21 protein-coding genes, 1 tRNA gene, 1 other RNA gene and 1 pseudogene are annotated in these 23,060 nt (G+C 72.2%); 9 read left to right on the top strand and 15 right to left on the bottom strand.

Features of this window, described 5'->3' with window-relative positions:
- Positions 1-967: 967 nt before the first annotated feature.
- Genes VNG13_06460 through VNG13_06440 form a run of 5 tightly spaced genes read right to left on the bottom strand, consistent with a single transcriptional unit; the run spans position 968 to position 4,698 of the window.
- Positions 968-1,861 carry a carboxymuconolactone decarboxylase family protein gene (locus VNG13_06460; protein ID HVA60161.1) on the bottom strand — a complete coding sequence of 298 codons (894 nt, stop codon included), beginning with the start codon at positions 1,859-1,861 and terminating at the stop codon, positions 968-970.
- Positions 1,765-2,619 (bottom strand): sulfite exporter TauE/SafE family protein, encoded by an 855-nt coding sequence (locus VNG13_06455; protein ID HVA60160.1) that lies wholly within the window; start codon positions 2,617-2,619, stop codon positions 1,765-1,767. The genes VNG13_06460 and VNG13_06455 overlap by 97 nt, the downstream gene beginning before the upstream one ends.
- Positions 2,616-2,978, bottom strand: coding sequence for a rhodanese-like domain-containing protein (locus tag VNG13_06450; GenBank protein ID HVA60159.1), 363 nt, complete (start codon positions 2,976-2,978; stop codon positions 2,616-2,618). The genes VNG13_06455 and VNG13_06450 overlap by 4 nt, the downstream gene beginning before the upstream one ends.
- A complete protein-coding gene (locus VNG13_06445) occupies positions 2,978-4,360 on the bottom strand; it encodes an MBL fold metallo-hydrolase (GenBank protein ID HVA60158.1) in 1,383 nt (460 codons plus the stop codon). Before VNG13_06445 ends, VNG13_06450 begins: the two co-directional genes overlap by 1 nt.
- Entirely contained in the window at positions 4,357-4,698 is a 342-nt protein-coding gene (locus VNG13_06440; protein HVA60157.1) for a rhodanese-like domain-containing protein, read from the bottom strand. The genes VNG13_06445 and VNG13_06440 overlap by 4 nt, the downstream gene beginning before the upstream one ends.
- A 183-nt stretch (positions 4,699-4,881) precedes the next feature.
- Here VNG13_06440 and VNG13_06435 point away from each other — a divergent pair, with 183 nt between their 5' ends.
- The gene (locus VNG13_06435) at positions 4,882-5,148 is read left to right on the top strand and encodes a metal-sensitive transcriptional regulator (GenBank protein ID HVA60156.1); all 267 of its coding nucleotides are present in this window, start codon (positions 4,882-4,884) and stop codon (positions 5,146-5,148) included.
- A gap of 209 nt (positions 5,149-5,357) precedes the next feature.
- Here the strand turns inward: VNG13_06435 and rnpB are convergent.
- From rnpB to VNG13_06390, 9 genes are all read right to left on the bottom strand, one after another.
- An RNA gene (gene rnpB, locus VNG13_06430) (RNase P RNA component class A) lies at positions 5,358-5,759 on the bottom strand.
- Between the two features lie 56 nt (positions 5,760-5,815).
- Positions 5,816-7,075, bottom strand: a complete 1,260-nt coding sequence (locus tag VNG13_06425) for an SLC13 family permease (protein ID HVA60155.1) — start codon at positions 7,073-7,075, stop codon at positions 5,816-5,818.
- The gene (locus VNG13_06420) at positions 7,069-8,190 is read right to left on the bottom strand and encodes a bifunctional RNase H/acid phosphatase (GenBank protein HVA60154.1); all 1,122 of its coding nucleotides are present in this window, start codon (positions 8,188-8,190) and stop codon (positions 7,069-7,071) included. Before VNG13_06420 ends, VNG13_06425 begins: the two co-directional genes overlap by 7 nt.
- Before the next feature lie 18 nt (positions 8,191-8,208).
- Entirely contained in the window at positions 8,209-8,952 is a 744-nt protein-coding gene (locus tag VNG13_06415) for a C4-type zinc ribbon domain-containing protein (protein HVA60153.1), read from the bottom strand.
- On the bottom strand, positions 8,949-10,139 hold the full coding sequence (locus tag VNG13_06410) for a Nif3-like dinuclear metal center hexameric protein (protein HVA60152.1): 1,191 nt from the start codon (positions 10,137-10,139) through the stop codon (positions 8,949-8,951). The genes VNG13_06415 and VNG13_06410 overlap by 4 nt, the downstream gene beginning before the upstream one ends.
- A 59-nt stretch (positions 10,140-10,198) precedes the next feature.
- A tRNA-Val gene (locus VNG13_06405) sits at positions 10,199-10,270 on the bottom strand.
- Positions 10,271-10,307: 37 nt separating this feature from the next.
- Positions 10,308-10,634 carry a hypothetical protein gene (locus VNG13_06400; protein HVA60151.1) on the bottom strand — a complete coding sequence of 109 codons (327 nt, stop codon included), beginning with the start codon at positions 10,632-10,634 and terminating at the stop codon, positions 10,308-10,310.
- 22 nt (positions 10,635-10,656) lie between these two features.
- On the bottom strand, positions 10,657-11,115 hold the full coding sequence (locus tag VNG13_06395; GenBank protein ID HVA60150.1) for a peroxiredoxin: 459 nt from the start codon (positions 11,113-11,115) through the stop codon (positions 10,657-10,659).
- 12 nt (positions 11,116-11,127) lie between these two features.
- A complete protein-coding gene (locus tag VNG13_06390; protein HVA60149.1) occupies positions 11,128-11,526 on the bottom strand; it encodes a DUF3052 domain-containing protein in 399 nt (132 codons plus the stop codon).
- Between the two features lie 441 nt (positions 11,527-11,967).
- On the opposite strand from VNG13_06390, the gene aceE reads away from it, so the two are divergent.
- Positions 11,968-14,673 (top strand): pyruvate dehydrogenase (acetyl-transferring), homodimeric type, encoded by a 2,706-nt coding sequence (gene aceE, locus VNG13_06385; protein ID HVA60148.1) that lies wholly within the window; start codon positions 11,968-11,970, stop codon positions 14,671-14,673.
- Between the two features lie 161 nt (positions 14,674-14,834).
- Entirely contained in the window at positions 14,835-15,680 is an 846-nt protein-coding gene (locus tag VNG13_06380) for a hypothetical protein (GenBank protein HVA60147.1), read from the top strand.
- Here VNG13_06380 and VNG13_06375 read toward each other — a convergent pair.
- Positions 15,660-16,706 (bottom strand): PHP domain-containing protein, encoded by a 1,047-nt coding sequence (locus VNG13_06375; protein HVA60146.1) that lies wholly within the window; start codon positions 16,704-16,706, stop codon positions 15,660-15,662. The two genes, VNG13_06380 and VNG13_06375, sit on opposite strands and share 21 nt — an antisense overlap.
- A gap of 49 nt (positions 16,707-16,755) precedes the next feature.
- Between VNG13_06375 and VNG13_06370 the strand changes: the two genes are divergently transcribed.
- From VNG13_06370 to VNG13_06345, 6 genes and pseudogenes are all read left to right on the top strand, one after another.
- Entirely contained in the window at positions 16,756-17,910 is a 1,155-nt protein-coding gene (locus VNG13_06370) for a helix-turn-helix domain-containing protein (GenBank protein ID HVA60145.1), read from the top strand.
- Positions 17,911-17,988: 78 nt separating this feature from the next.
- Positions 17,989-18,879 (top strand): annotated as a pseudogene (locus VNG13_06365) (ACP S-malonyltransferase).
- Between the two features lie 281 nt (positions 18,880-19,160).
- Positions 19,161-20,117: a beta-ketoacyl-ACP synthase III gene (locus VNG13_06360; protein ID HVA60144.1), complete on the top strand. Its 957-nt coding sequence runs from the start codon at positions 19,161-19,163 to the stop codon at positions 20,115-20,117.
- A gap of 22 nt (positions 20,118-20,139) precedes the next feature.
- A complete protein-coding gene (locus VNG13_06355) occupies positions 20,140-20,394 on the top strand; it encodes an acyl carrier protein (GenBank protein ID HVA60143.1) in 255 nt (84 codons plus the stop codon).
- Positions 20,391-21,623 (top strand): beta-ketoacyl-ACP synthase II, encoded by a 1,233-nt coding sequence (fabF, locus tag VNG13_06350; GenBank protein ID HVA60142.1) that lies wholly within the window; start codon positions 20,391-20,393, stop codon positions 21,621-21,623. Before VNG13_06355 ends, fabF begins: the two co-directional genes overlap by 4 nt.
- 8 nt (positions 21,624-21,631) lie before the next feature.
- Complete coding sequence (locus tag VNG13_06345) at positions 21,632-23,035, top strand: carboxyl transferase domain-containing protein (GenBank protein ID HVA60141.1); 1,404 nt, start codon at positions 21,632-21,634, stop codon at positions 23,033-23,035.
- Positions 23,036-23,060 lie beyond the last annotated feature (25 nt).

The following is a 23,060-nucleotide window of genomic DNA, read 5'->3' as shown; positions in this document are numbered from 1 at the left end:
ACTGCAAAGAACCGATACAGGCTGACTCCTTTGTCTACTGGTCCCCCGCCAAACGACTGCTGTCCGCATCGTGTTCCACGTGCGGGCGGCGGACCACGTTGGCGTCATCGACCTGGCGGCGCTGGTGCACGCGGGCGGGACCGGTGACCCGGTGAGCCCGTCCACGGCGCACCTCGAAACTGCGACGCAGACGTGCTGCCCGTGCGGGCACGAGCTTGAAAAGCATGATCACATCGCCACCCGTTACTGCGCGGCCACACTGGCCGGCCAGCTGCCACGCGGATGCATTTGCGCCCCTGTGCTCGCCGCGGCGGCAGCCCGGGGTCGAGGGTGATTCCCTAACCGAAAGGGCCGCCCCATACCGGGTGTCCGGCCCGCCCTTCCGGTCTGGCCGGACGGATCAGCGTTCGCGGAGACGCCGATCCGGGGGTGCCGAGAGCGGGTGGCCGTTCGTCGCGATCTCCTACCCGGCTCAGCCAGGAGGGGCTGCTCCGCCATGATGGGGTCGTGAAGCTGCGCGGATTCGCCGGGCAATAGCAGCGGCGCGGCGCAAACGGCCGGGACCTCGATCGGCTCCGGTACGCCCGAGCGCGTTCCCACCGATCAGGGACGGCGGTACCGGTCCGGACCGACATGACCCGGCTGCCGTTTTCGGATGCCTCGTTCGACACGAGTCCTCTCCACGTTCACGTTCTGCGAAGTCAATGACCCGGGAGTTCTGCTCCGGGAAGTCCACCGCGTTCTGCGGCCCGGCGGGAGGCTGCTCATGGTCGAGCACGTGGCCGCGCGCTGGCGGCCGCTCCGCATGGCTCAGGCGTTGCTCGAATCAGTGACCGCGCCGACCTGCGGTGAACACTTCACCCGACGCCCCCTCGCCGCCAGCGGGTTCACCGTGACCGAGCATCGCGAGCGCCTCGGCGGGGTCATCCAGCGCATTGACGCCATCCGCTCACCGTCCGCGACGCCGTCAGCGACGAAATGGGCCAGCGGCCGCAAGCCGCCGGCCCAGCGTGCATGCCGCGAGTAGGGGGGCGCAGGAGACCAGCAGAAGCGTGATCGCGAGCTCGTCGAGCACGCGACTGCCGGGGACCGGCCGGCCACGTGCCCGGCTGCTCAGGGCGGCCACCGCGTTACCTGCCGCGTTGATCACCGACACGCGCCGAGCCAGTAGCTCCACGGCGTGCCGAGTCGGTAGGTCGTACCGCGCGGCAAGGGCTGCATCGAGCTCATCCGCCTCAGGAGCGGAGAAGCCGGTGACAGCCTGCCGCCGGGCCCAGGCCACGGCCACCCACAGATCCTCGTCCAGCTCCTCGCCATCCAGTCCCTCAAGTTGCGCCAGCTGGGCTGGAGTTAAGCCAGCGTTCAGCGCGAACCGGTGATGGGCGTAGCTGCAGGCGCTGCATTCATTAGCCCGCGACACCCCGACCGCCACCGCCTCGCGCAACACCGGCGGAAGTGCTGCATGCACGTCACCGGCACGTTTCAAGGCACGTCTTCGCCCCCATAGCGCGGACAGCTGGCGGAGCAGCGCAGCAAAGCCGACTAAGCGACGTCGGGAAGCGGGAACAGCTCGCAGACGCCACTCGGCGCGTGCCGATGCTTCCTGCCGGTCCGGTGCTCGCGATTCGTGGATGGACGTTCCGTTCCGGGCCCACCGGGGCCACGCTCGCGCCGGCCGAACTGCCCGTCCGACGGAAGCCAGACTATTTGGTGACCCCTCGGCAGCCGACCACAGCGGCACCGTGGGCCGGACCGAGTAGACGGTCAGGCGAGCCCGGCGATGCTCCGGGCCGCCACGTAACCGGCCACCGCGAGCAGCAACCCGACGAACGCACGCGTGAGCATGGTGGCGGACAGCCATTCGGAGATCCGCTTCCCGCCAACCGAACCGGCGACGGCGGCGAGGGTGAACGGCACGATCACCGCCCAGTTGAAGGTGACATGGCCGACCCGGGCAAGTAGCGCGGCTGCCGAATTGATCGCGATCACGAGCAACGAGGTGGCGACCGCCTCTGGCATCCGGTAGCCCAACGAGAAGATCAGACCGGGCACGATGACGAAGCCGCCCCCCACGCCGAAAAAGCCGGTGAGGAACCCGACCACCAGGCCCGCCCCCACGACCCTTGCGATTGTTGCGGCCGTACTGGGCCGGGCGTGCGTCCGGCGGTCCTGGCGAACTCCGCCGTCCGCACGCACCGGAACCCGACCTGTCGGACCGGCCGCGCCCGGCTCGGCACCTGCTACCGCCGCGGGCGAGCTTGCCCGACCCGAACGGCGCAGCATGCCCGCGGCCGCGACGAGCATGAGACCGGCGAACGCGAGCAGCAGCACGTTGGGGTTCACGGCTCGGTTGGCCCACGCGCCGGCGAAGCTGGCAGCTACGCCCGCGACGCCGAATCCGGTGCCGGCCCGCCAGCGGACCCGGCCGGCGCGGGCATGTCCCGCTGTCCCCGCGATGGCTGCGATGCCCACAATGACGAGGCTGCCGGCGGTGGCGGCGCGTGCAGACTGGCCGAGGGCGTAAACCAGTGCCGGAACCGTGAGGATCGAGCCGCCGCCCCCGAGGGCGCCCAGGGCCACGCCGATGGCCAGTCCGAACGCGATCGCAAGCGCGATCATGCGATGGTTCCGGACCGACCTTTGCCGTCGACCACCGGAAGGCCGGCGGCAGCCCAGGCCGTCATACCGCCGCGCAGGTTCACCACGTGCACGGCCTGCCCGGAGAGGTACTTCGCGGCTCGGCTCGAACGTGCCCCGCTCCGGCAGACGGTAACCACCCGACGGTCCGCGGGAACCGCAGCCTTCCCGGCGAGGAGCTGACCCAGCGGAACGTGCACAGCTTCAGGCGCATGTCCGGCGGCCCATTCGGCAGGTTCACGAACGTCGAGAAGGACCGCCCCTTGGGCGAGCAGCCGCTTCGCCTCGTGCGGGCCGATCGAGGCAGCTCCGCTTCGACGCAGTTTGCCGAAGAGTCTCATCAGGCGACCGGCACCGACTGCGGGCGAACGATCCGGCAACCGGCCGGCTCGGCGTTGGCAAAGTCGTCGTCAACCGCCACGACCGTGTGCCGCCCGGTCCGGTCGAGGATCGACGCGGCGATCGACGCCCGAAAACCGCTGCCGCAGTGCACCCACAGTTCCCCGTCAGGCACCTCGTCCAACCGCCCCGGCAACTCGTGAAGGGGAATGTGCGTGGCCCCGGCCAGGTGCGACGTGCGCCACTCAAGGGTTCTCCGCACGTCGAGCACCGAAGTCCGCGGGTGGGTACCGACCTGCGTGGCGAGGTCGGTGAACCTGACTCGCCGGTAGCTGCGCAGCTCGGACCCGTCTACCCAGTCCTCGACCCGCCCGGCAGCCATCCCCCGCGGCCGGTCCACCCCGATCAGGGCCAACTCCCGCTGCACGCGCGCGACCTGTTCGACCGATTCACCGAGCAGCGTGAGCGCGGCCCCGGCGGGCATCAGCCAACCCAGGTAGGTGACCGCGTTCTCCGCCCCGTCGAAGTTGTAGGTACCCGCGAGATGGGCGGCCGCGAAGAGCTCCCGGTTGCGGAGGTCCACCACCCACTCCCCGGCGGAGATCCGCCGGTGAATCTCGGCCCGGCCGACCGCGGGGGGTCGGGAGAGGTCGACCGGATCCGGACCGGCGGCGTTCGCCGGAGCCATCCGTGCGTAATAGGCCGGATAGGCGTCCAACCCGGCGAGCAGTTCGGCGACGAAACTGCCCTCGCTTTGGGTGAGCGCCGGGTTGACCCGCCGCTCGTCGTCGATCCTGGAGGAGTCCCCGGAGGTGGGGGTAGCCGAGCAGAACGACCCGAATCCGTGCATCGGCAGCACGTGCGCCTCGGCAGGAAGCTGCTCGGCAAGCGTACGCACGCTGACGTACTGGGCATGGGCCAGTGCCTCGGTGTGCTCCGCACCGTTGAGGTCCGGGCGGCCCACCGCGCCATGCAACATCGAGCCCCCGGTGAACACCCCGACCGTCTGGTCATTCTCAAGGAGCTCGTAGCTGATGTGACCCGGCGTGTGACCCGGAGAGTGGCGCGCCCGAAGCTCGAGCGCCCCGACGGTCAACCGGGTTCCATCCATCACCAGGGTTTCGCGATGAGCGCCGCCGATCTCCGCCGGCGCGGCATAGCGCGCCCCGACGAGACGGGCGAGCTCCGGGCCGCCGGTAAGCCAGTCCCCATGGCCGTGGGTATCCACGACGAGGTCGATGCGCACAGAGTGGACGGCGGCCAGCTCGATCATCCGATCGACGTCCCGTGGCACGTCCACTGCCACCGCGAGGGCGCCGTCGTGCGCGAGGTACGAGCGATTGCCCAAGTTCTTGCTGTCCAACGGGACGATCTGCACACTCATCGCGGGGCTCCCCCGGCAGTTCCGTCATCCGAAGGCTCGACCACAACCGGATGACCCGCCCGCATCCACGCCGTCGTGCCACCGGAAACGCTGACCGCATCCACTCCGGCCTGGACGAGGAACTCCGCGGCCTGGTAGCTGCGCCCCCCGGAGGCGCAGACGACGAACACGCGTTCGTCTCTCGGAAATTCCGACAAGCGCGTCGGCACCGCGGCCAGCGGGATGTTCTCCGCACCTGGGACGTGGCCGGCCCCGAATTCGGCGGGCTCGCGAACGTCCACCACGCGGAGACCGTGCGCATGCGCTAAGGCGAGTGCGGCGGTGTCTACCTCGACCACCATCCATGGCTCCTTCGATACGAGGGGGGGTATTTCGGTACCATAGCCAGTGGCCGCCGCTGAGTATTCCGGGAGGAGGCTCGTGGCCATCCTCGGCCGCGGTGTCCGGGCATACGCCGAGGGGTACCCGCGTTGGCATGAGTCGATGCCCATAGGCCACGCGACGGCTAATAGGAGACGAACTTGTCCGTCCACGACGAGGCGCTCAGCGACGTGCTCAATCGACTGCGCCGCGCCCATGGCCAGCTCGGCGGGGTCATTCGGATGGTCGAGGGTGGCGATGACTGCAGGACCGTGCTGACCCAGCTGGCGGCCTGTTCGCACGCGCTCGACCGCGCCGGATTCAAGATCATCGCCAGCAGTATGCGGCACTGCACGGCGGATGATGACTCAGCCGGAGCCGAGATGACGACCGCCGAGCTGGAAAAGCTGTTCCTCTCCCTGGCGTGAGCGGGCTCCGAGGGCTGCTTCGTGCGCCTCGCGGGATCCTTTCCAGCCCTGGGCCTGACCTGGGCGCGCTGATGGAAACCACGGCCGATGAGGCCCTCGAGTTGGATGCCGGATCAACCCTCCCGACACCGCCGCAGAACGGGCCGGTCTGTCGGTAGCTCCCGTCAAGACTGACTCATCGGAGCCAGCGTTCAGTTTTACCGGGGCGACGGACGAGCCGGCCTGTAAGCCGGGTTCTGTGCCCCGGGCGCCTTGCGGCTCCCGGGCGGCGACCATCTCTCTCCGATTGCCGTTGCCGGCAACCTCCAGCAGTCCACCCGCAGACTCGGGCGGGCCGCCCTCGAACGCCTGCGCAGCCGCCGGCCGAAACCGGCTGCCTTTCGACCTTGCTCCAGGTGGGGTTTACCGAGCCGCCCCGGTCACCCGGGGCGCTGGTGGTCTCTTACACCACCCTTTCACCCTTACCGGAACACCTGGCTCCGGCGGTTTGCTTTCTGTGGCACTGTCCCGCGGGTCACCCCGGGTGGGCGTTACCCACCACCTTGCCCTGTGGAGCCCGGACTTTCCTCGGCGGGATCTCGCGACCCCGACGCGGCCGCCCGGCCGGCTCGTCCGCCGCGATCAGCGTACGCGACCGACCGCCGACCCGCTGGGGCGAACCGCCAGGTCAACTACCGATCACCCGCAGCCCACCCCAGAGCGCCAGGACGGAAGCAACCAGGGCGGGTGGCACGGTGCGGATCCCGAGCCGGGTGAATGTGCTCGCGGACACCGACTCGCCGTGATCCGCGAGCACCCGCCGCCATAGCAGCGTGGCAAGCGAACCGATGTAGGTGAGGTTGGGGCCGATGTTGACGCCGACGAGAAGCGCCAGAACCGGTCCAGGCCCGGCGAGTGCTGCCACCGGGGCCAGGAGCAGCACGGCCGGCAGGTTGTTCACGATGTTGGCGAGGGCCGCCCCGAGGCCGGCGATCGCGAGGAGGGCGGCTAGACCGGTTCCGCCGGGAACAAGATGGCGAACGGCTCTACCCAACCCGTCATCCGACACCGCCCGCACGATCAGGCCCAACGCGAGCACGAACAGGCAGAACGGGATGGACGCCGCGCCCGCGATGTCCGCAACGGTCGCCTGGCGTCGCGCGAGAGCCCGCACGGCGAGCACCGCGGCCCCGACGCCCGCCGCCCATGCCGGGTTGACGCCGACGGCGGAGGTCAGAACGAAACCGCCGAGGGTGAGCAGGACGACGGCCAGGCAGAACCGGGGTACGGGGACGGTGCCGATGTGCGCATCCGCCACCGGAGCCGCCCCCAGGTCGGTGGCGAAGAACCGGCGAAACACGAGGAACTCCACGCCGATCGCGGCCAGCCACGGCAACGTCATGAGCAGAGCGAAGCGGGTGAAGGACAGCCCGCTCGCCGAGTAGACCAGCAGGTTGGTGAGGTTCGACACCGGCAGAAGCAGCGATCCGGTGTTGGCGAGATGGGCGCACGCGTACATCGGCGGCCGAGGGGAGATGCGGACCCGACCCGCGGTGACCAGGACGACGGGAGTCAGCAGGACGACCGTGGTGTCGAGACTGAGCACAGCCGTAGTGACCGAAGCGAGAACGAACACACCCGCCAACAACGACCGTGATCGGCCATGGGTCCGAGCGGCGAGCAGCGCGCCGGCGGCAGTGAACAGCCCGTCCTCGTCGCAGAGCCTGGCCAGGACGAGGACCGCGACGAGGAAGCCGATCACCGGGCCGATGCGGCGCAGCTCTGCCCCGATATGCCCGGCCGAGATCGCGCCGGCGAGGATGACCACACCGGCCGCCGGCACCGCGACCACGGCCTCCGACAGGCCGCGCGGGCGCCGGCTCGCGGCGACCAGGGTGACCAGCAGCGCCGCGACGGACAGCGCCTCCGCGGGTGTCGAGCTCAGCACCCGGCCAGGTGCCCGGTGTCGTTGAACAGCCGGAGGACGGCCGGTCCGTCGGCGTGCAAGTCCAGGACAGTCAGCGACGCCACGTCGAGGTGCAGCCGGAACAGGGCCCGCGGGGGTGCCTCCAGGGCCTGCTGAACGAGCGTTTTGATCGGTGTCACATGGCTGACGAGGAGAACCCGGCCACCCGGGTAGGCCGCGACGAGCCGCTCGCGGACCCGGGCCACCCGCCGGGCGGTCTCGGCGAAACTCTCCCCACCCGGCGGCGAGACCTCCGGATCGGCCAGCCAGCGCTCGAGATCGGCTGGCCAATGCTCGCGCACCTCGGTGAAGGTCCGGCCCTCCCAGTCGCCGAAATCGGTCTCGCGGGCGTCGTCGTCCAGGCTGACCGTCAGCCCGGTCAGGCCCGAGACGAGGTCGGCCGACGCGCGGGCCCTCGGCAACGGCGAACTGACGATCGCCTGGACGGACTCACCGGCCAGCCGGGAAGCCGCTCGGCGGATCTGCTCCTCGCCGAGCGGGCTCAAGGGAATGTCACCGATGCCACTGAAACGCATCTGTCCGGAGTGGGCGGTGGCGCCATGGCGGAGGAGCAGGACCGCGGTCGGCGGCGCCGATGCGGCCATCCAGCCGGAGAGCCGGTTGGGCGGCTGTGGCAACGTCGGCTCGGCCCCGGGAGACGCCTGGTCTCCGACCCGCCACGTCTCCCCGCGTGCGGCCGCGTCCATCGCCTCGTTGGCCAGTCGGTCGGCGTGAGAGTTCTGTTCACGCGGCACGTGGACGAAGCGCACGCTGGCAAAACCACGTACCAGGCCCGCGGCCTCGGCGGCGAGGGCCCGCATGTCCACGTGCTTGACCCGCCAGCGGCCGGCCATCTGCTCGACCACCAGCTTGGAGTCGAGCCGCGCCTCCACCTCGGCGTGCGGGTCGATCTCCCGGGCCCCGGCCAGGCCGGCGATGAGACCCCGGTATTCCGCGACGTTGTTGGTCGCCCGCCCGATCGCACCGGCCAGCTCGCGGAGCACCTCGCCGGTATCGGCGTCGCGCACGACCGCGCCGTAGCCGGCCGGCCCTGGGTTGCCACGGGAGCCGCCGTCGGCCTCGACCCTGAGCCGCACCACGGGCGCCGGGCGCTCCTACAGCCCGGAGTCGGCGGTGCGAACGAGGATCCGTCGGCACTCTTCGCAGCGCAACACCGCTTCCGGAGCGGCGGCGCGAAGCGCATTGAGCTCCACCGTGTTGAGCTGGAGGTGGCAGCCTTCGCAACGTCCCCGGTGCAGCGCAGCCGCCCCGACTCCCCCGGCCGACGCCCGGATCTTCTCGTAGAGCGCGGTCAGTTCCGCCGGGAGCCCGCCGGCCAACTCCTTGCGGCGCTGGCTGGCCTGCCCGGCCTCGTGGTCGATCTCGGCGAGCGTCGCGTCCCGGCGTTCCTCCGCGGCAGTCTGCTCGGCGACGACACCGTCGCGCGCCAGCCGGATCTCGCCGAGCCGGGCCTGCACCGCCTCCCGGCGCTCCATCACATCGAGAACCTGATCCTCGAGATCGGATTGACGACGGCCCAACGAGGCCAGCTCCGACTGCAGGTTCTCGAGTTCCTTCGGCGAGCTCACCTGGCCGTTGTCGAGCCGGGCCTGATCCCGGGTGACCCGGGTGCGCACCTGGTCGATGTCGGCTTCGATCTTCAGCTGCTGCCGGCCCAGGTCGCGATCGTCGGTCTCGACGTTCACCAACTCGCCGTCGATGCCGCTCAGCTGTGCGTCGAGCTCGTCGATCCGGGCGAGCTCGGGCAGGTTGCGACGCCGGTGGGCCAGCCGATCGAGCGCGGAGTCCAGGGCCTGGAGGTCGAGCAGGCTGAGTTGGACCTCGGAGTCGGCGTTCACGTTTCCTCGTCGCGTCGATCGGCACGGGCCGGTCGGTCGGAACCGGCGTGAATGGTCCACGGGTCGGTGCGGCGGTACGACACGGCGGTATCCACCGTAGACCCGACCGGCAGTTCAGCCCTCACCCGCGCGGCGGCGTCTGCGAGCCAGGGCCACTCACTCGCCCAATGCGGGACGTCGACAAGACCGACGCCGCGGTCCTCGACCGTGTCCGACGCCATGTGGTGGCGCAAATCGGCGGTGACGAGCACGTCCGCGCCGGCCGATGCGGCAGCCCCGGCCAGTTCACCGCCGGAACCACCGCACACGGCCACCCGGCGCACCGGGGTGGCCCGGTCACCGGTCGCGCGGACCCCGCCGGCGGTGCTCGGCAACGCCCGGGCGACCCGGTGGACGAAGTCGCCGAGCGGCTCGGGCACCGCGAGCTCCCCGACCCGACCGAGACCGAGACCGAGACCGGCAGCCCCGGACATCCGGGCCGGCTCGTAGACGTCGAACGCCGGCTCCTCGTACGGATGCGCCGCGCGCAGGGCCGCGAGAACCTGGTTGCGCAGGTGCCGCGGAACCGGGATCTCGACCCGGACCTCCTCGACCTTCTCGACCCGGCCCGGCCGGCCGATCGCGGGGTTCGCCGCCGCACCCGGCCGGAACGTGCCGGTACCGGGACCCCAGAACGCGCACCTGGTGTAGTCCCCGATGCCGCCGGCACCGGCCGCGGTGAGCGCGTCGACGACTCGGTCTACGTCCGCCGGCGGCACGAATGCGACGAGCTTGTCCGAGCCCTCGGCGAGGGGTCGCAACGGCTCGGTCCGCTCGAGTCCGAGCGCCCCGGCCAGGGCGTCGGAGACGCCGGGGCGGGCGACGTCGGCGTTTGTGTGGGCCACGAACAACCCGAGCCCGGACTCGATCAACCGATGCACGAGCCGGCCCCGGGCATCGGTGGCGGCCACCGTGTGGACCGGCTCGAGGAACAGCGGATGGTGGGTGACGAGCAGGCCGGCGCCACTCGCGATGGCCTCCTCCACGACCGCGCCGACCGGATCGACGGCGAACAGCACCTTCGACACCTCGGCCGCCGGGTCCCCGCAGACCAGGCCCACCGCATCCCACGGCTCGGCCCAGGCCGGGTCGTAGAGCGCGTCGAGGACCGCGACGATGTCGCGCAGCAAAGCGGTGTCGCGCGCCACGCCGGTGTCTCCCATTGCGGAGCAGGCTATCCGGGCCACGACGCGCCGCTGCCGATGCGTGGGCGCGGTAGGAGTCGAACCTACGGCCGCTCGCTTGTAAGGCGAGAGCTCTGCCGCTGAGCTACGCGCCCGGCCGGCCACGGTACCGCGCCCCGGCGGGGCCAACCGTCACGCCGGTGGCGCCCGGAGCACCCGTTCCAGCGCCCGCGCGACCTCGTCGGAAAGCGCCGCCGGCCCGCCGGCCGCATCGTCGGAGGGCGGCGCGGACGGCACCTCGACGACCGCGGCGCAGCCCCGGCACGTGGTCTGGCCGAGCGCCCGGACCAGCATCGTCGACCCGCACTGCGGGCAACGGTCGAGGTCGGCGGTCCAGTCCCGGCCCTGCTGGCAGTCCGGGCAGACGAGCACCTGGCCCCCGAGATGGACGCCGCGCTTCCACGGGCTGGCCCCCCGAACCGGGTCGGTTTGCCGGGCCCCGCACCGGTAGCAGGGCATCAGGGCGCCAGGCCCGACCGGGTCACAGCGCCGCCAGCGCCGTCTTGTACTCGGCGACGTCGCGCGGGTCGGGGATCGCGTTCACGACCTGCCAACGCAGCAGCCCCTCCCGGTCGATGATGAAGGTGCCGCGCACCGCCGCGCCGATCGTTTCGTTGAACACCCCGTAGGCGCGCGCCGCCGCACCGTGTGGCCAGAAGTCAGACAGCAACGGGTAGCTCAGCGACTGCGACGACGCGAAAGCGCGCAGGGTCGCCGGCGGGTCGCAGGAGACCGCGAGAACCTGGACCCGATCGTTCTCCAGGCTGGCCAGGTCGTCCCGGATCGCGCAGAGCTCCCCCGTGCACGTCGGGGTGAACGCGAACGGGTAGAAGACCAGAACGACCGCCCGCCGATCGCGGAAGTCGGTCAGCCGGACTTCGGCGAGGTTGCTGTCCCGCAGGCTGAACTCCGGGGCGGGCGCGCCGATGTCCGTCGTCATCCGGTAACCGGGCTAGCGACGGCTCGATCGGGAGGTCCGGGGCGACACCAACCGGGCTCCGGACCAGTCGCGGCCGGCGCTGAGGCTGGTCGTCTGGGTCAACCCCGCGGTCGGGGCGGCCTCGTTGATGTCGCTCGGCTCGACGTGCCCCGGGCGCCCGGACTTCGGGGTGAAGAGCCAGATGACGCCGTTCTCGGCCAGCGGGCCGAGCGCGTCGACCAGGACGTCGACCAGATCCCCGTCGTCGTCGCGCCACCACAACAGCACGGTGTCGACGACATCGTCATAGTCGTCCCCAACGAGCGGCGACCCGCACCGCTCCTGCACGGCTCGGCGAAGGTCCTCGTCGACGTCGTCGTCGTAGCCGATCTCCTGCACGATCGAGCCGGGTGTCACGAGCTTGTCGGCCAAGCTCCGGTGACCTTCCGCGGGGTCCGCGGTGGCGCTCACGGCTGCTGCCTCCCTCGAGGATCGGCGATGGGGCGCCGACCGCCCCGGCGCGGGGCGGTGCCGGTAGTCCACCCGGTCCGAGGCGGTCGCGCAAGTCCTCGGCCGATTCCATCCACCCGCTCGGCCCGAAACGGCACCCCGAAAGCCCGCCGCCAGCGAGACCCGCACGATGCGGCGCGGGTTGTCGGCGAGGAGATCGGGACCACAGTCGACTGCCAGGCACCGATGAGGGGGAGGGCCTCGTTGAAGGGAAGACAAAGGGTGGGTGGCAGGAACGCCGACCTGCTCCCGACCGGTCCCGCGGGAGCCCCACCAGGTGACGGCGGGGCTTCGAAGTACCACGATGGGAGGCGGACCGGCCCTGGAACGGGCCAGCGACCGGCCGAAAGCGCGAGGAGCAGCGTGGCGTCGAGCCGGGACCGGTACACCGTAATCACCGACGGAATGCCGAGCCAGATCCCCGACGTCGACCCGCAGGAGACCGCGGAGTGGATCGAGTCTCTCGACGGGGTGATCGACGACGCGGGTCCGCGGCGGGCCCGTTTCCTCATGCTCAAGCTGCTCGAGCGGGCCCGGGAACGTCAGGTCGGGGTGCCGGCCCTGCGCAGCACCGACTACGTCAACACGATCCCCGCGGAGGACGAGCCGTGGTTCCCCGGCGACGAGCATGCGGAGCGGCGGATCCGCGCCTACATCCGCTGGAACGCCGCGGTGATGGTGACCCGGGCCAACGCCCGGACCAACGTCGGCGGCCACATCGCGACCTACGCCTCGGCCGCCTCGCTCTACGAGGTCGGGTTCAACCACTTCTTCCGTGGCAAGGAGGGCGGGGAGTCCGGCGACCAGGTGTACTTCCAGGGCCACGCCTCACCGGGGATCTATGCCCGGGCGTTCCTCGAAGGCCGACTCTCCGAGACCGAGCTCGACGGGTTCCGCCAGGAGCTCTCGCACCCGGGCGGCGGCCTGCCGTCCTATCCGCACCCGCGGCTGATGCCGAAGTTCTGGGAATTCCCGACCGTCTCGATGGGGCTCTCGCCGCTCCAGGCGATCTATCAGGCAAGGTTCAACCGCTACCTGCTGGCCCGACAGATCAAGGACACCTCGCGGTCGCATGTCTGGGCGTTCCTCGGCGACGGCGAGATGGACGAGCCCGAGTCGCTCGGCGCGCTCGGCGTCGCCGCCCGCGAGGAGCTCGACAACCTGACGTTCGTCGTCAACTGCAACCTCCAGCGCCTCGACGGTCCGGTCCGGGGCAACGGCAAAATCATCCAGGAGTTGGAGAGCATCTTCCGCGGCGCCGGCTGGCACGTCATCAAGGTGGTCTGGGGCCGGGAGTGGGACGACCTGCTGGCGCGCGACGCGGATGGCGTGCTGGTCAACGCGATGAACACGACGCCGGACGGCCAGTTCCAGACCTACTCGGTGAGCGACGGCGCGTTCATCCGCGAGGACTTCTTCGGCCGCGACCCTCGACTGCGCAAGATGGTCGATCGGCTCTCCGACGAGCAGATCACCCGACTCTCCCGGGGCGGTCACGACTATCGCAAGGTGTATGCCGCGTTCAAGGCCTCGCGCGAGCACGTCGGTCAGCCGACGGTCATCCTCGCCCAGACCATCAAGGGTTGGACGCTCGGTCCGGACTTCGAGGCGCGGAACGCGACGCACCAGATGAAGAAACTGACGAAGGCGGAGCTCAAGACCTTCCGGGACCGGCTCTACCTCGACATCTCCGACGAGGACCTCGCCGCGGAGTTGCCGCCGTACTACCACCCGGGGAAGGACTCCGAGGAGATCGCCTACATGCTCGAGCGCCGGCAGGCGCTGGGCGGTTTCCTGCCGGAACGCCGGGTCCGCGCCAAGCCGCTCGCGCTACCCGCGGAGAAGGCATACGAGCGGCTGCGCAAGGGATCCGGCGATCAGCCGATGGCGACGACGATGGCGTTCGTCCGGCTGCTCAAGGACCTGATGAAGGACAAGGCCATCGGCCCGCGTTTCGTGCCGGTCATCCCGGACGAGGCCCGCACGTTCGGGATGGACTCGCTCTTCCCGACCGCGAAGATCTACTCGCCGCACGGTCAGCAGTACGACCCGGTGGACAAGGAGCTCCTGCTTTCCTACCGGGAGGACCGCCAGGGCCAGATCCTGCACGAAGGGATCAGCGAGGCCGGCTCGATGGCGTCGACGATTGCCGCCGGGACGACGTACGCAACGCACGGCGAGCACATGATCCCGGTGTTCATCTTCTACTCGATGTTCGGCTTCCAGCGGGTCGGAGACCTGATCTGGGCGTTCGCCGACCAGATGGGGCACGGCTTCCTGCTCGGTGCGACGGCCGGGCGCACCACCTTGAACGGCGAGGGCCTGCAACACGAGGACGGGCATTCGCACCTGCTCGCGTCGACCAATCCGGCCTGCGTGTCCTACGACCCCGCCTGGGCATACGAGATCTCGTTCATCGTGGAAGACGCGTTGAAGCGGATGTATGGGAAGGATCCGGAGCCGGTCTTCTACTACCTGACGGTCTACAACGAGCCCGGTCCGCAGCCGGCCGTGCCGGAGGCGGACGGCATCCGGGAGGGCGTGCTCCGCGGCCTGTACCGGTACCGGACCGCACCGCCGATCGACATCTCCAACGAGCCTCCCCCGCGCGCCCAACTGCTCGCGTCCGGCACCGCGATCAGCTGGGCCCTCGACGCGCAACGGCGGTTGGCCGACGAATGGGGGGTGGCCGCGGACGTCTGGTCGGCGACGTCGTGGACCGAGCTGCGCCGCGACGCGCTGGCCTGCGAGGACTACAACCGCAGGCACCGGGTCGGCGAGGTCAAGGTGCCCTACGTGACGAAGGCCCTCGACGGCGCCCCCGGTCCGGTGGTCGCGGTCTCCGACTGGATGCGGGCCGTCCCCGACCAGATCGCCCCCTGGGTTCCCGGGGACTGGACGTCGTTGGGGACGGATGGATTCGGCCGCTCCGACACCCGGCCCGCGCTGCGCCGGCACTTCGGTGTCGACGCCGAGTCGCTCACCGTCATCGTCCTGTCCCAGCTCGCCCGCCGCGGTGAGGTCAAGGCGGAACTACCGGCCCGGGCCGCGGCTTCCTACGGGCTCTGACGGGCTCCTCCCCGGAGCGATTGCCCAGCCGCGCGGCGCCGGACATGGCCCGGTCGGGGGATGCCGGGTGGCCCGACCGGGCGGTTTTCGGGCGAGTCGGGACAAGTTGCCGTCAGCGGGCTCCGGCATCTCCCACGATGGTCTCCGGCACAGGAGGCACGATGGCAGTTCGGCGACGCTCCGCCCCCAGCTCGCTCGAGGAACACCCCAACCTCGCGGAGATCCTCGGCGTGCTCGCCCAGTTGCCGCACGTCACCGACGCCGAGCTTCCGGCGCTGGCCGCGGGGTGGCACAACACGGTCTATCTCGCCGACGCCCGCAGCCGGGCCCTGGACGCCGACAGCCCGCTCGTCCTCGAGGTCCTCGCCGCTTTCGAGGCGGTCCAGGCGTTGTTCGCCGACGACCTCGCCGGCGAGGAGCACTACATCAGTGTCGACCCGCAGGTCACGACCGTCGCCCTCAAGGCGGTTCGCGACGCGATCGCCGGTGCCTACGCCCGGCCGATCCTCAGCCGGGGTGAGTACCTCGCCCTGATGCGGGCCTGGCGTTCGGTCTACCCGGTGAGCGCGGTCGACGAGCCGGACCTGGGCCCGAACGCGGCCCAGGTGAAATCGGTGCTCGCGACGCTTCCGCTGCTTGCCACCCGCTGCCACGACGCCGCGGCCGCGGAACTGTTCAGCACCCTCAAGGAGCGAGCCGGGCGCTTCGACGACCGGGTCCGGGAGGCGGCCCGGGACGAGACCTGGCAGGCCGCCTGCCTGACGTCTCGCCGGCGGTTGTGGATGCTGGTCCGACGCAGCGGGGCACAGGGCATCGGCCGGATCTGCCTGACCTGCCCACCCGCCGGTCGGGTGCGCCAGGACCCCGACGCCGAGCAACAGGTGCTTGCCCTGTGCCTCGACGCGGCCTGCGCCCTCCTCGTCGCCGATACGGTCGACGACAACCTCACCGATGCCCTCGTGCTCCCGCTCCGTGAGCTCATCCCGTCACCCCGGAGCAGCTCCTGAGTCGGACGCCCGCGCCGTCCAGGCGAGCAGCCGGTCGGCCGGCCACGAGTTGACCACGAGGTCCGCCGGCACCCCGCAGGCAGCCGCCCGCTCGCAGCCGTAGGGCTGCCAGTCGAGCTGGCCGGGCGCGTGCGCGTCGGTGTCGATGGCGACCAGGCAGCCGGCCTCGACCGCCAACCGCAGCAGCCGCTTCGGCGGGTCGAGACGCTCCGGGCGGCTGTTCACCTCCACCGCGACGCCGAATCGGCGGCAGGCCTCGAAGACGAGCTCAGCGTCGAACGCCGACTCGGGGCGACCGCGCCCGACGATCAGCCGGCCGGTGCAGTGCCCGAGCACGTCGACCCGCGGGTTGGCGATCGCGACGACCATCCGCCGGGTCATCTCGGCGGCCGGCATCCGTAGCTTCGAGTGCACGCTGGCCACGACGACGTCGAGCCGGTCGAGCAGTTCCGGCTCCTGGTCCAGCCCGCCGTCGTCGAGTATGTCGACCTCGATCCCGGTGAGAATCCGGAACGGGGCAAGCTTTTCGTTCAACCCGGCGACGACCCGCAGTTGCTCGCGGAGCCGCTGCGGAGACAACCCGCGGGCCACCGTCAGCCGGGGCGAGTGGTCGGTCAGGGCGAGGTAGCCGTGCCCCAGATCGCGGGCGGCCCCGGCCATCTCGGCGATCGGGCTGCCGCCGTCGGACCAGTCGGAGTGCGTATGGAGGTCGCCGCGCAACGCCTGCCGGAGCTCGGCTCCCCCCTCGGCGACCGGGCGTCCCCCGGTGGCCTCGAGGCGGCGGAGGTAGACCGGGACCTCGCCGGCGGCGGATTCCTGCACGCACCGGGCGGTGACCTCGCCGATTCCGGGCAACTCGGTTAGCGACCCCAGCCCCAGCCGGCTGTCCAGCTCGTCCGCCCCCAGTCCGGCGACCGCCGCCGCGGCCCGGCGGAAGGCCCGTACCCGGTAGGTCGGTTCCTGCGCCCGCTCGAGCAGGAAGGCGATCCGCCGCAGGTCGGCCACCGGGTCCCGGCGTGGGGTCATCCTCAGATCGTGATGCACTACGGGCGCAGCCACGCCAGGGAGGGGGCCGATGACCGCCGCCGGCACCGCCCGTCGAATCGAGCGGGCCGCCGGGAAGATCGCGACCCAGGCGGTCACCCGGATGGACGCGACGCTGCCGTGGTTTCGGGCCATGCCCGCCGACCAGCGGGCCTGGGTCGGCCTCGTCGTGCAGGCCGGGATCGCCAGCTTCGTCGTCTGGTTGCGCCGACCCTCCCCAGGGACCGGCCTGCCGGGCGATGTATTCGGCACCGCCCCCCGCGCGTTGGCGAGATCGGTGACGTTGCAGCAGACCGTCGAACTGGTCCGGGCCGCGATCGACACGATCGAGGAGCACGTCGCCACCCTGGCGGCGCCGGGCGACGAGGCCCTGCTCCGCGTCGCCGTGCTCCGCTACTCCCGGGAGATCGCCTTCGCCACCGCCCTCGTTTACGCCCGGACCGCCGAAGAGCGCGGCGCCTGGGACGCCCGGCTCGAGGCCCTGGTGGTCGACGCGGTGCTCCGGGGCGAGGCCGACGCCGGCCTGCTCTCCCGGGCCGCGGCCCTCGGCTGGAGCGCCGGGACCCCGGTGGCGGTGCTCGCCGGGCACGCCCCGGCCGGCGAGCCGGAAGCCGTCCTCGACGCGATCGCGCGGGCGGCCCGCCGGGCCGGGGCCTACGCCCTCGGCGGGTTCCAGGGAGATCGGCTGGTGGTGATCGTCGGCGCCGCCGACCCGGTCGGAGCGGCCGACCTGCTGGCCGGCGAGTTCGGCGACGGACCGGTGGTTCTCGGACCCACGGTGAGCGACCTGGCCACGGCCGAGACCTCGGCCGCCGCGGCGATCGGCGGGCTCCGGGCGGCCGCCGCCTGGCCCGGGGCCCCCCGTCCCGTTCCCGCGACCGAGTTGCTCGCCGAGCGGGCGTTGGCCGGGGACCCGGGGGCGGTCACGGCGCTCCTGGAGGAGGTCTACACCCCGTTGGCCGACGCCGGCGGCCACCTCTTAGACACCGTGGCGGCCTATCTGGAATCCGCCGGCTCCCTCGAGGCCACCGCCCGCCTGCTGTTCGTGCATCCGAATACCGTGCGTTACCGGCTCCGCCGGTCGGCCGAGATCACCGGGCACTCCCCCTCGGACCCTCGTTCCGCATTCGTCCTGCGGCTGGCCCTGGCCTTCGGCCGGCTGGCGGGCGAGAAGCCAGTTTTGTAGGAAACCTCCAAAGAGCCTCGCTCGACTTCGTGGGTGTCGAGGTTGCCCCGGCACGCCAGGTCCGATGGGCTGGACCCTGTGCTCGCCATCGTCTGCCCGGGGCAAGGCGCCCAGACCCCGGGCTTCCTCGACCCGTGGCTCGAACTCCCCGGGGTCGCCACCCGACTGGACTGGGCGAGCGCGCTCACCGGCGTAGACCTGCGCCGGGCCGGAACGGTGGCCGGCGACGAGGAGATCCGCGACACCTCGGTGGCCCAGCCGTTGCTCGTGGCCAGCGCCCTCGCGGTCGCCGCGGAGCTCGGTGCACCGGACTGGCCGGAAGGTCTCGGTGCCGTTTCCGGGCACAGCGTCGGCGAGCTGACGGCGGCCGCCCTGTCCGGTGCACTCAGCGACGACACCGCGCTGGGGCTGGTCGCAGCCCGCGGCCGGGCGATGGCCGCCGCCGCCGCGCTGACGCCCACCGGGATGACCGCGATCCTCGGTGGAGACCCCGACGAGGTGGCCGGGGCCCTCGCCCGGCTCGGCCTGATCGCGGCCAATGTCAACGGCGCCGGACAGGTCGTCGCCGCCGGCCCGGTCACCGCTCTCGACGAGCTTGCCGCCGACCCGCCGGCCCGGGCCCGGCTCCGCCGGCTCGCCGTAGCCGGGGCCTTCCACACCGCGGCTATGGAGCCCGCCCGGCGGACCCTCGAGCACCTGGCGGGCGCGCTGCCGGTCGCCGATCCACGGATCCCCGTCGTGTCGAACGCCGACGGCGCGGTGGTCACCTCCGGGCCCGAGCTCCTCGGGCGGCTGATCGCGCAGGTCAGCGCCCCGGTCCGTTGGGACGCCTGCATGGCCACCCTCGGCGCCCTCGGGGTCACCGCGGTGCTCGAGCTCCCGCCGGCCGGGACCCTCACCGGGCTGATCCGCCGAGCACTCCCCGATGTCGTGACCCTCGCCATCCGGACCCCGGAGGACCTGGCGGCCGCCGACGGTCTGATCGAATCCCACCGCGGCGTGCGCGGGGAGCCCGGTCCGGCCTGGCGGGTCGTCGTCGCCCCGCTCGGCGGCACCTTCCGCCCCGATCCGCTCGTCCCCGGGACCCGGCTCGACGTCGGGTCGGTCGTCGGGTCGGTCGAGGCCCGGCGGGAAACCGTGCCGGTCGCAAGCGCGCACGGCGGGGTTCTCCTCGAATGGCTCGCCGAGGACGGCGACCCGGTGGGCCCCGGCCAACCGCTCGCCCGGCTGCACCCCGAGCCGGTCGGGCTGTGAGGGTCAGCGCCGGGGCGCCGCACACCCGGCTGCTCGGTCTCGGCGACTATCGGCCGACCCGGGTTGTCACCAACCTCGAGCTCGCCGGTCGCCTCGACACCAGCGACGGGTGGATCCGCAGCCGCACCGGGATCAGCTCACGGCGGATCGCCGGCCCGGGCGAGAGCGTGGTGGCGATGGCCGCCGCGGCGGCTGGGAAGGCGATCGCCGAGTCCGGGCTCGCGCCGGCGGACGTCGACCTCCTCGTGCTCGCGACCTGCACCATGGCGACGCCGATCCCCGGCGGCGCACCGCAGGTGGCTCACCTGCTGGGCGTCAACGGGATCGCCGCCTTCGACATCAACGCGGCTTGTGGCGGCTTCTGCTACGCGCTGTCGGTCGCCGCCGACGCGGTGCGCGGTGGCTCCGCCCGGCACGCTGTCGTGATCGGGTCCGAACGCATGTCCGACTGGGTCGACTGGGAAGACCGGTCCACGGCCATTCTGTTCGGCGACGGGGCTGCGGCCGCGGTCGTCGGGCCGGCAGAGCAGCCCGGGATCGGGCCGGTGGCCTGGGGCAGCGACGGCGGACGGGCGGGCCTGATCGGCGTCCCCGCCGACGGGCGATTCCTGCAGATGGACGGCCAGCCGGTTTACCGCTGGGCGACGTCCGCGCTCGCGCCGGTGGCCCGCCAGGCCTGCGAACTCGCCGGGATCGCCCCCGGCGACCTTTCGGCGATCGTCCCGCACCAGGCCAACCTGCGGGTCATCGAAGCCCTGGCGCGGGCCCTCGACGCGCCGCGCGCGGTCGTTGCCCGGGACATCGTCGAGGCCGGGAACACCTCCGCGGCCTCGGTGCCCCTCGCGCTCTGCCGGCTGCTCGCCGACGGTCAGCTGCCGGCCGGCAGCCTCGCGCTTCTGCTGGCCTTCGGGGCCGGCCTCAGTTACGCCGGACAGGTCGTCCGCGTTCCCTGACCGCAACACCCAACAGGAAGGCATCGAAATGTCGCAACAGGAGATCCTCACCGGGCTCGCCGAGATCGTGCACGAGATCACCGGAGTCCCCGCCGACCGGGTCGTCGTGGAGGCGGCGTTCAGCGACGACCTCGACATCGACTCGCTGTCCATGGTCGAGATCGTGGTCGCGGCCGAAGAGCGCTTCGACGTCCGGATCCCGGACGACGACGTCAAGGACCTGCGCACCGTCGGGGACGCCGTGTCCTACATCAGCCGTTCCAGCGTCTCGGCGTGACCCGCGCGGTCGCCGTCACCGGCCTCGGCGCATTCACGCCGATCGGCCCGGACGCCCCCTCCACCTGGGCCGCCCTGCTCGCCGGCGCGTCCGGCGTCCGGGCCCTGGACACCGACTGGGTCGCTGACCTGCCGGTCCGGATCGCCGCACCGGTCGCGGTCGAGCCGCTCGAACGGCTCGACCGGGTGGAAGCACGCACGCTCGACCGGTCCCAGCAGCTGGCGCTGCTCGCGGCCCGGGAGGCCTGGACCGACGCCGGGAGCCCGGAGGCGGAACCGGAACGACTCGCGGTTGTGATCGCCTCCGGCATCGGCGGGGTGCTGACACTGCTCGCCCAGTACGATGTGCTCCGCGAGCTCGGGCCCCGCCGGGTCTCCCCGCACACGGTGCCGATGCTCATGCCCAACGGCCCCGCGGCCACCGTCGGTTTGGCGCTCGGGGCCCGGGCCGGGGTGCACGCCCCGGTGTCCGCCTGCGCGTCCGGCGCCGAGGCGATCGCGCTCGGGCTCGACCTGATCCGGGCCGGCCGGGCGGACGTGGTCGTCGCGGGGGGCACCGAAGCGGCGATCCATGCGCTGCCGATCGCCGGTTTCGCGGCGATGCGGGCGCTGTCGATCCGCAACGACGAGCCGGACCGTGCCTCCCGGCCCTACGACAAGGCCCGCGACGGCTTCGTCCTCGGTGAGGGGGCCGGGGTTCTCGTCCTCGAATCCGCCGAGCACGCCGCTGCCCGGGGGCAGCCGGTCTACGCCGAGCTCGCCGGGGCGGGCATCACCGCGGATGCCCACCACGTCGCCGCGCCGGAGCCCACGGGCCGCGGTGCGGCCCGGGCGATGAGCCTGGCCCTGGCCGACGCCGAGGCGGCGCCCGGCGACGTCGGGCACGTCAACGCGCACGCGACATCGACGCCGATCGGCGACGTCGCGGAAGCCCGGGCGATCCGCTCCGCGCTGGGCGCCGGCGCCGACCGCGCGGTCGTCAGCGCCACGAAATCCATGACCGGTCACCTGCTCGGCGCGGCCGGGGCGGTGGAGGCCATCGCGACGATCCTCGCGCTCCGCGATGGGCGGGCACCGGCGATCCGCAACCTCGACGACCCGGACGACGAGATCGACCTCGACCTCGTGCGGGTCGACCCGCGATCGTTACCGCCGGGGGCGGCCGCCCTGTCGAACTCGTTCGGCTTCGGGGGGCACAACGTCAGCCTGCTGTTCCGGCCGGCCGGGTGACGGCCACCCTGCCGGGGGCCGCGCTGCTCGGTCGCGGCGCCGACCCACGCTCCGCGCACAGCCGTCTCGCCGCCGCCTGCGACGAGGGATCGCTCCGGCCGATCTGGGACACGCCGGGCAGCGGCGTGGTCGCCGGCCTCGGCCGAATGGACGGCGTCGACGCGGTCGTGTTCGCCGCCGAGCCGTCGATCCAGGGCGGCGCCCTGGGGCGGGAGGGATGCGCGACCGTCTGCGCGGCCTACGACCTCGCGCTCGCCCAGGGCGCGCCGATCGTCGGGCTCTGGCACTCCGGGGGGGCACGGCTGGCCGAAGGTGTCGCGTCCCTCGACGGGGTCGGCCGCGTCTTCGCGGCGATGACCCGGGCCTCCGGGCGGATCCCGCAGATCTCCGTGGTGCTCGGGCCGGCCGCCGGCGGGGCGGCCTACGGACCCGCCCTCACCGACGTCGTCATCCTCGGCCCGGCGGGGCGGATCTTCGTCACCGGCCCGGACGTGGTGCGCAGCGTCACCGGCGAGGATGTCGACATGCTGCGACTAGGCGGCCCGGAACCCCACGGCCGGCGCAGCGGAGTCGTCCACCTGGTGTCGGACACCGACGACGCGGCCTGCGCGTCGGCCCGCCGGCTCGTCGGCCTGCTCGGCCGGCCGGGTGCGCTCGGGGTGGTCGACGACCGCCGATTTCGCGGACTGCTGCCCGCATCAGCGCGCCGCGCCTACGACGTGCATCCGGTCGTCGACACCGTGCTCGACGCCCCCGGCGTAGAACTGCACCCCAGGTGGGGGGCGAACCTCGTCACGACCCTCGGTCGGTTCGGCGGCCGGGCCGTCGGTGTGATCGCCAACAACCCGCTCCGGCTCGGTGGCTGCCTCGACGCCACCGCGGCCGAGAAGGGCGCGCGCTTCGTCCGGATGTGCGACAGCCTCGGGCTGCCGCTCGTCGTTCTGGTCGACGTGCCGGGCTACCTGCCCGGGGTCGGGCAGGAATGGGACGGGGTGGTCCGGCGCGGCGCGAAGCTGCTGCACGCGTTCGCCGAGGCGGTCGTGCCGCGGGTAACCGTCGTCACCCGCAAGGCCTATGGCGGCGCGTACATCGCGATGAACTCGCGCTCGCTCGGTGCGACGAAGGTACTGGCCTGGCCGGGCGCCGAGGTCGCCGTGATGGGCGCGGTCGCCGCCGTCCGGATCCTGCACCGGCGGCGGCTGGCCGAGCTTGCCGAGGGGGAGCGGGCCGGCCTCGAAGCCGAGCTCGCGGTCGAGCACGAACAGCTCGCCGGTGGCACCACCCGGGCGATGGAGCTCGGCGTCCTCGACGCCATCATCGACCCGGACCGAACCCGCAGCGAGCTGGCCGCGGCGCTGCGCACGGGGGACCCCAGGGCGCCGCGGGGGCGGCACGGGAACATCCCGCTGTAGCCGCGGCGGCTGGGTCAGCCGGCCT

The organism is Mycobacteriales bacterium, assembly GCA_035533475.1.
In the GTDB taxonomy this organism is placed as follows: Bacteria; Actinomycetota; Actinomycetes; order DATLTS01; family DATLTS01; genus DATLTS01.
The sequence above is the reverse complement of the archived record's forward strand: the minus strand, read 5'-3'. Positions and strand labels throughout refer to the sequence as shown.

Bases quoted from the DNA above. Each gene is read 5' to 3' on its own strand.
- VNG13_06450 (HVA60159.1), bottom strand. From the start codon at position 2,978: ATGAGACTCTTCGGCAAACTGCGTCGAAGCGGAGCTGCCTCGATCGGC.
- VNG13_06370 (HVA60145.1), top strand. From the start codon at position 16,756: ATGACCGCCGCCGGCACCGCCCGTCGAATCGAGCGGGCCGCCGGGAAG.
- VNG13_06445 (HVA60158.1), bottom strand. From the start codon at position 4,360: ATGAGTGTGCAGATCGTCCCGTTGGACAGCAAGAACTTGGGCAATCGC.
- VNG13_06395 (HVA60150.1), bottom strand. From the start codon at position 11,115: ATGACGACGGACATCGGCGCGCCCGCCCCGGAGTTCAGCCTGCGGGAC.
- VNG13_06380 (HVA60147.1), top strand. From the start codon at position 14,835: ATGGCAGTTCGGCGACGCTCCGCCCCCAGCTCGCTCGAGGAACACCCC.
- VNG13_06400 (HVA60151.1), bottom strand. From the start codon at position 10,634: ATGCCCTGCTACCGGTGCGGGGCCCGGCAAACCGACCCGGTTCGGGGG.
- VNG13_06460 (HVA60161.1), bottom strand. From the start codon at position 1,861: ATGGCTGTCCGCCACCATGCTCACGCGTGCGTTCGTCGGGTTGCTGCT.
- VNG13_06455 (HVA60160.1), bottom strand. From the start codon at position 2,619: ATGATCGCGCTTGCGATCGCGTTCGGACTGGCCATCGGCGTGGCCCTG.
- VNG13_06375 (HVA60146.1), bottom strand. From the start codon at position 16,706: ATGACCCCACGCCGGGACCCGGTGGCCGACCTGCGGCGGATCGCCTTC.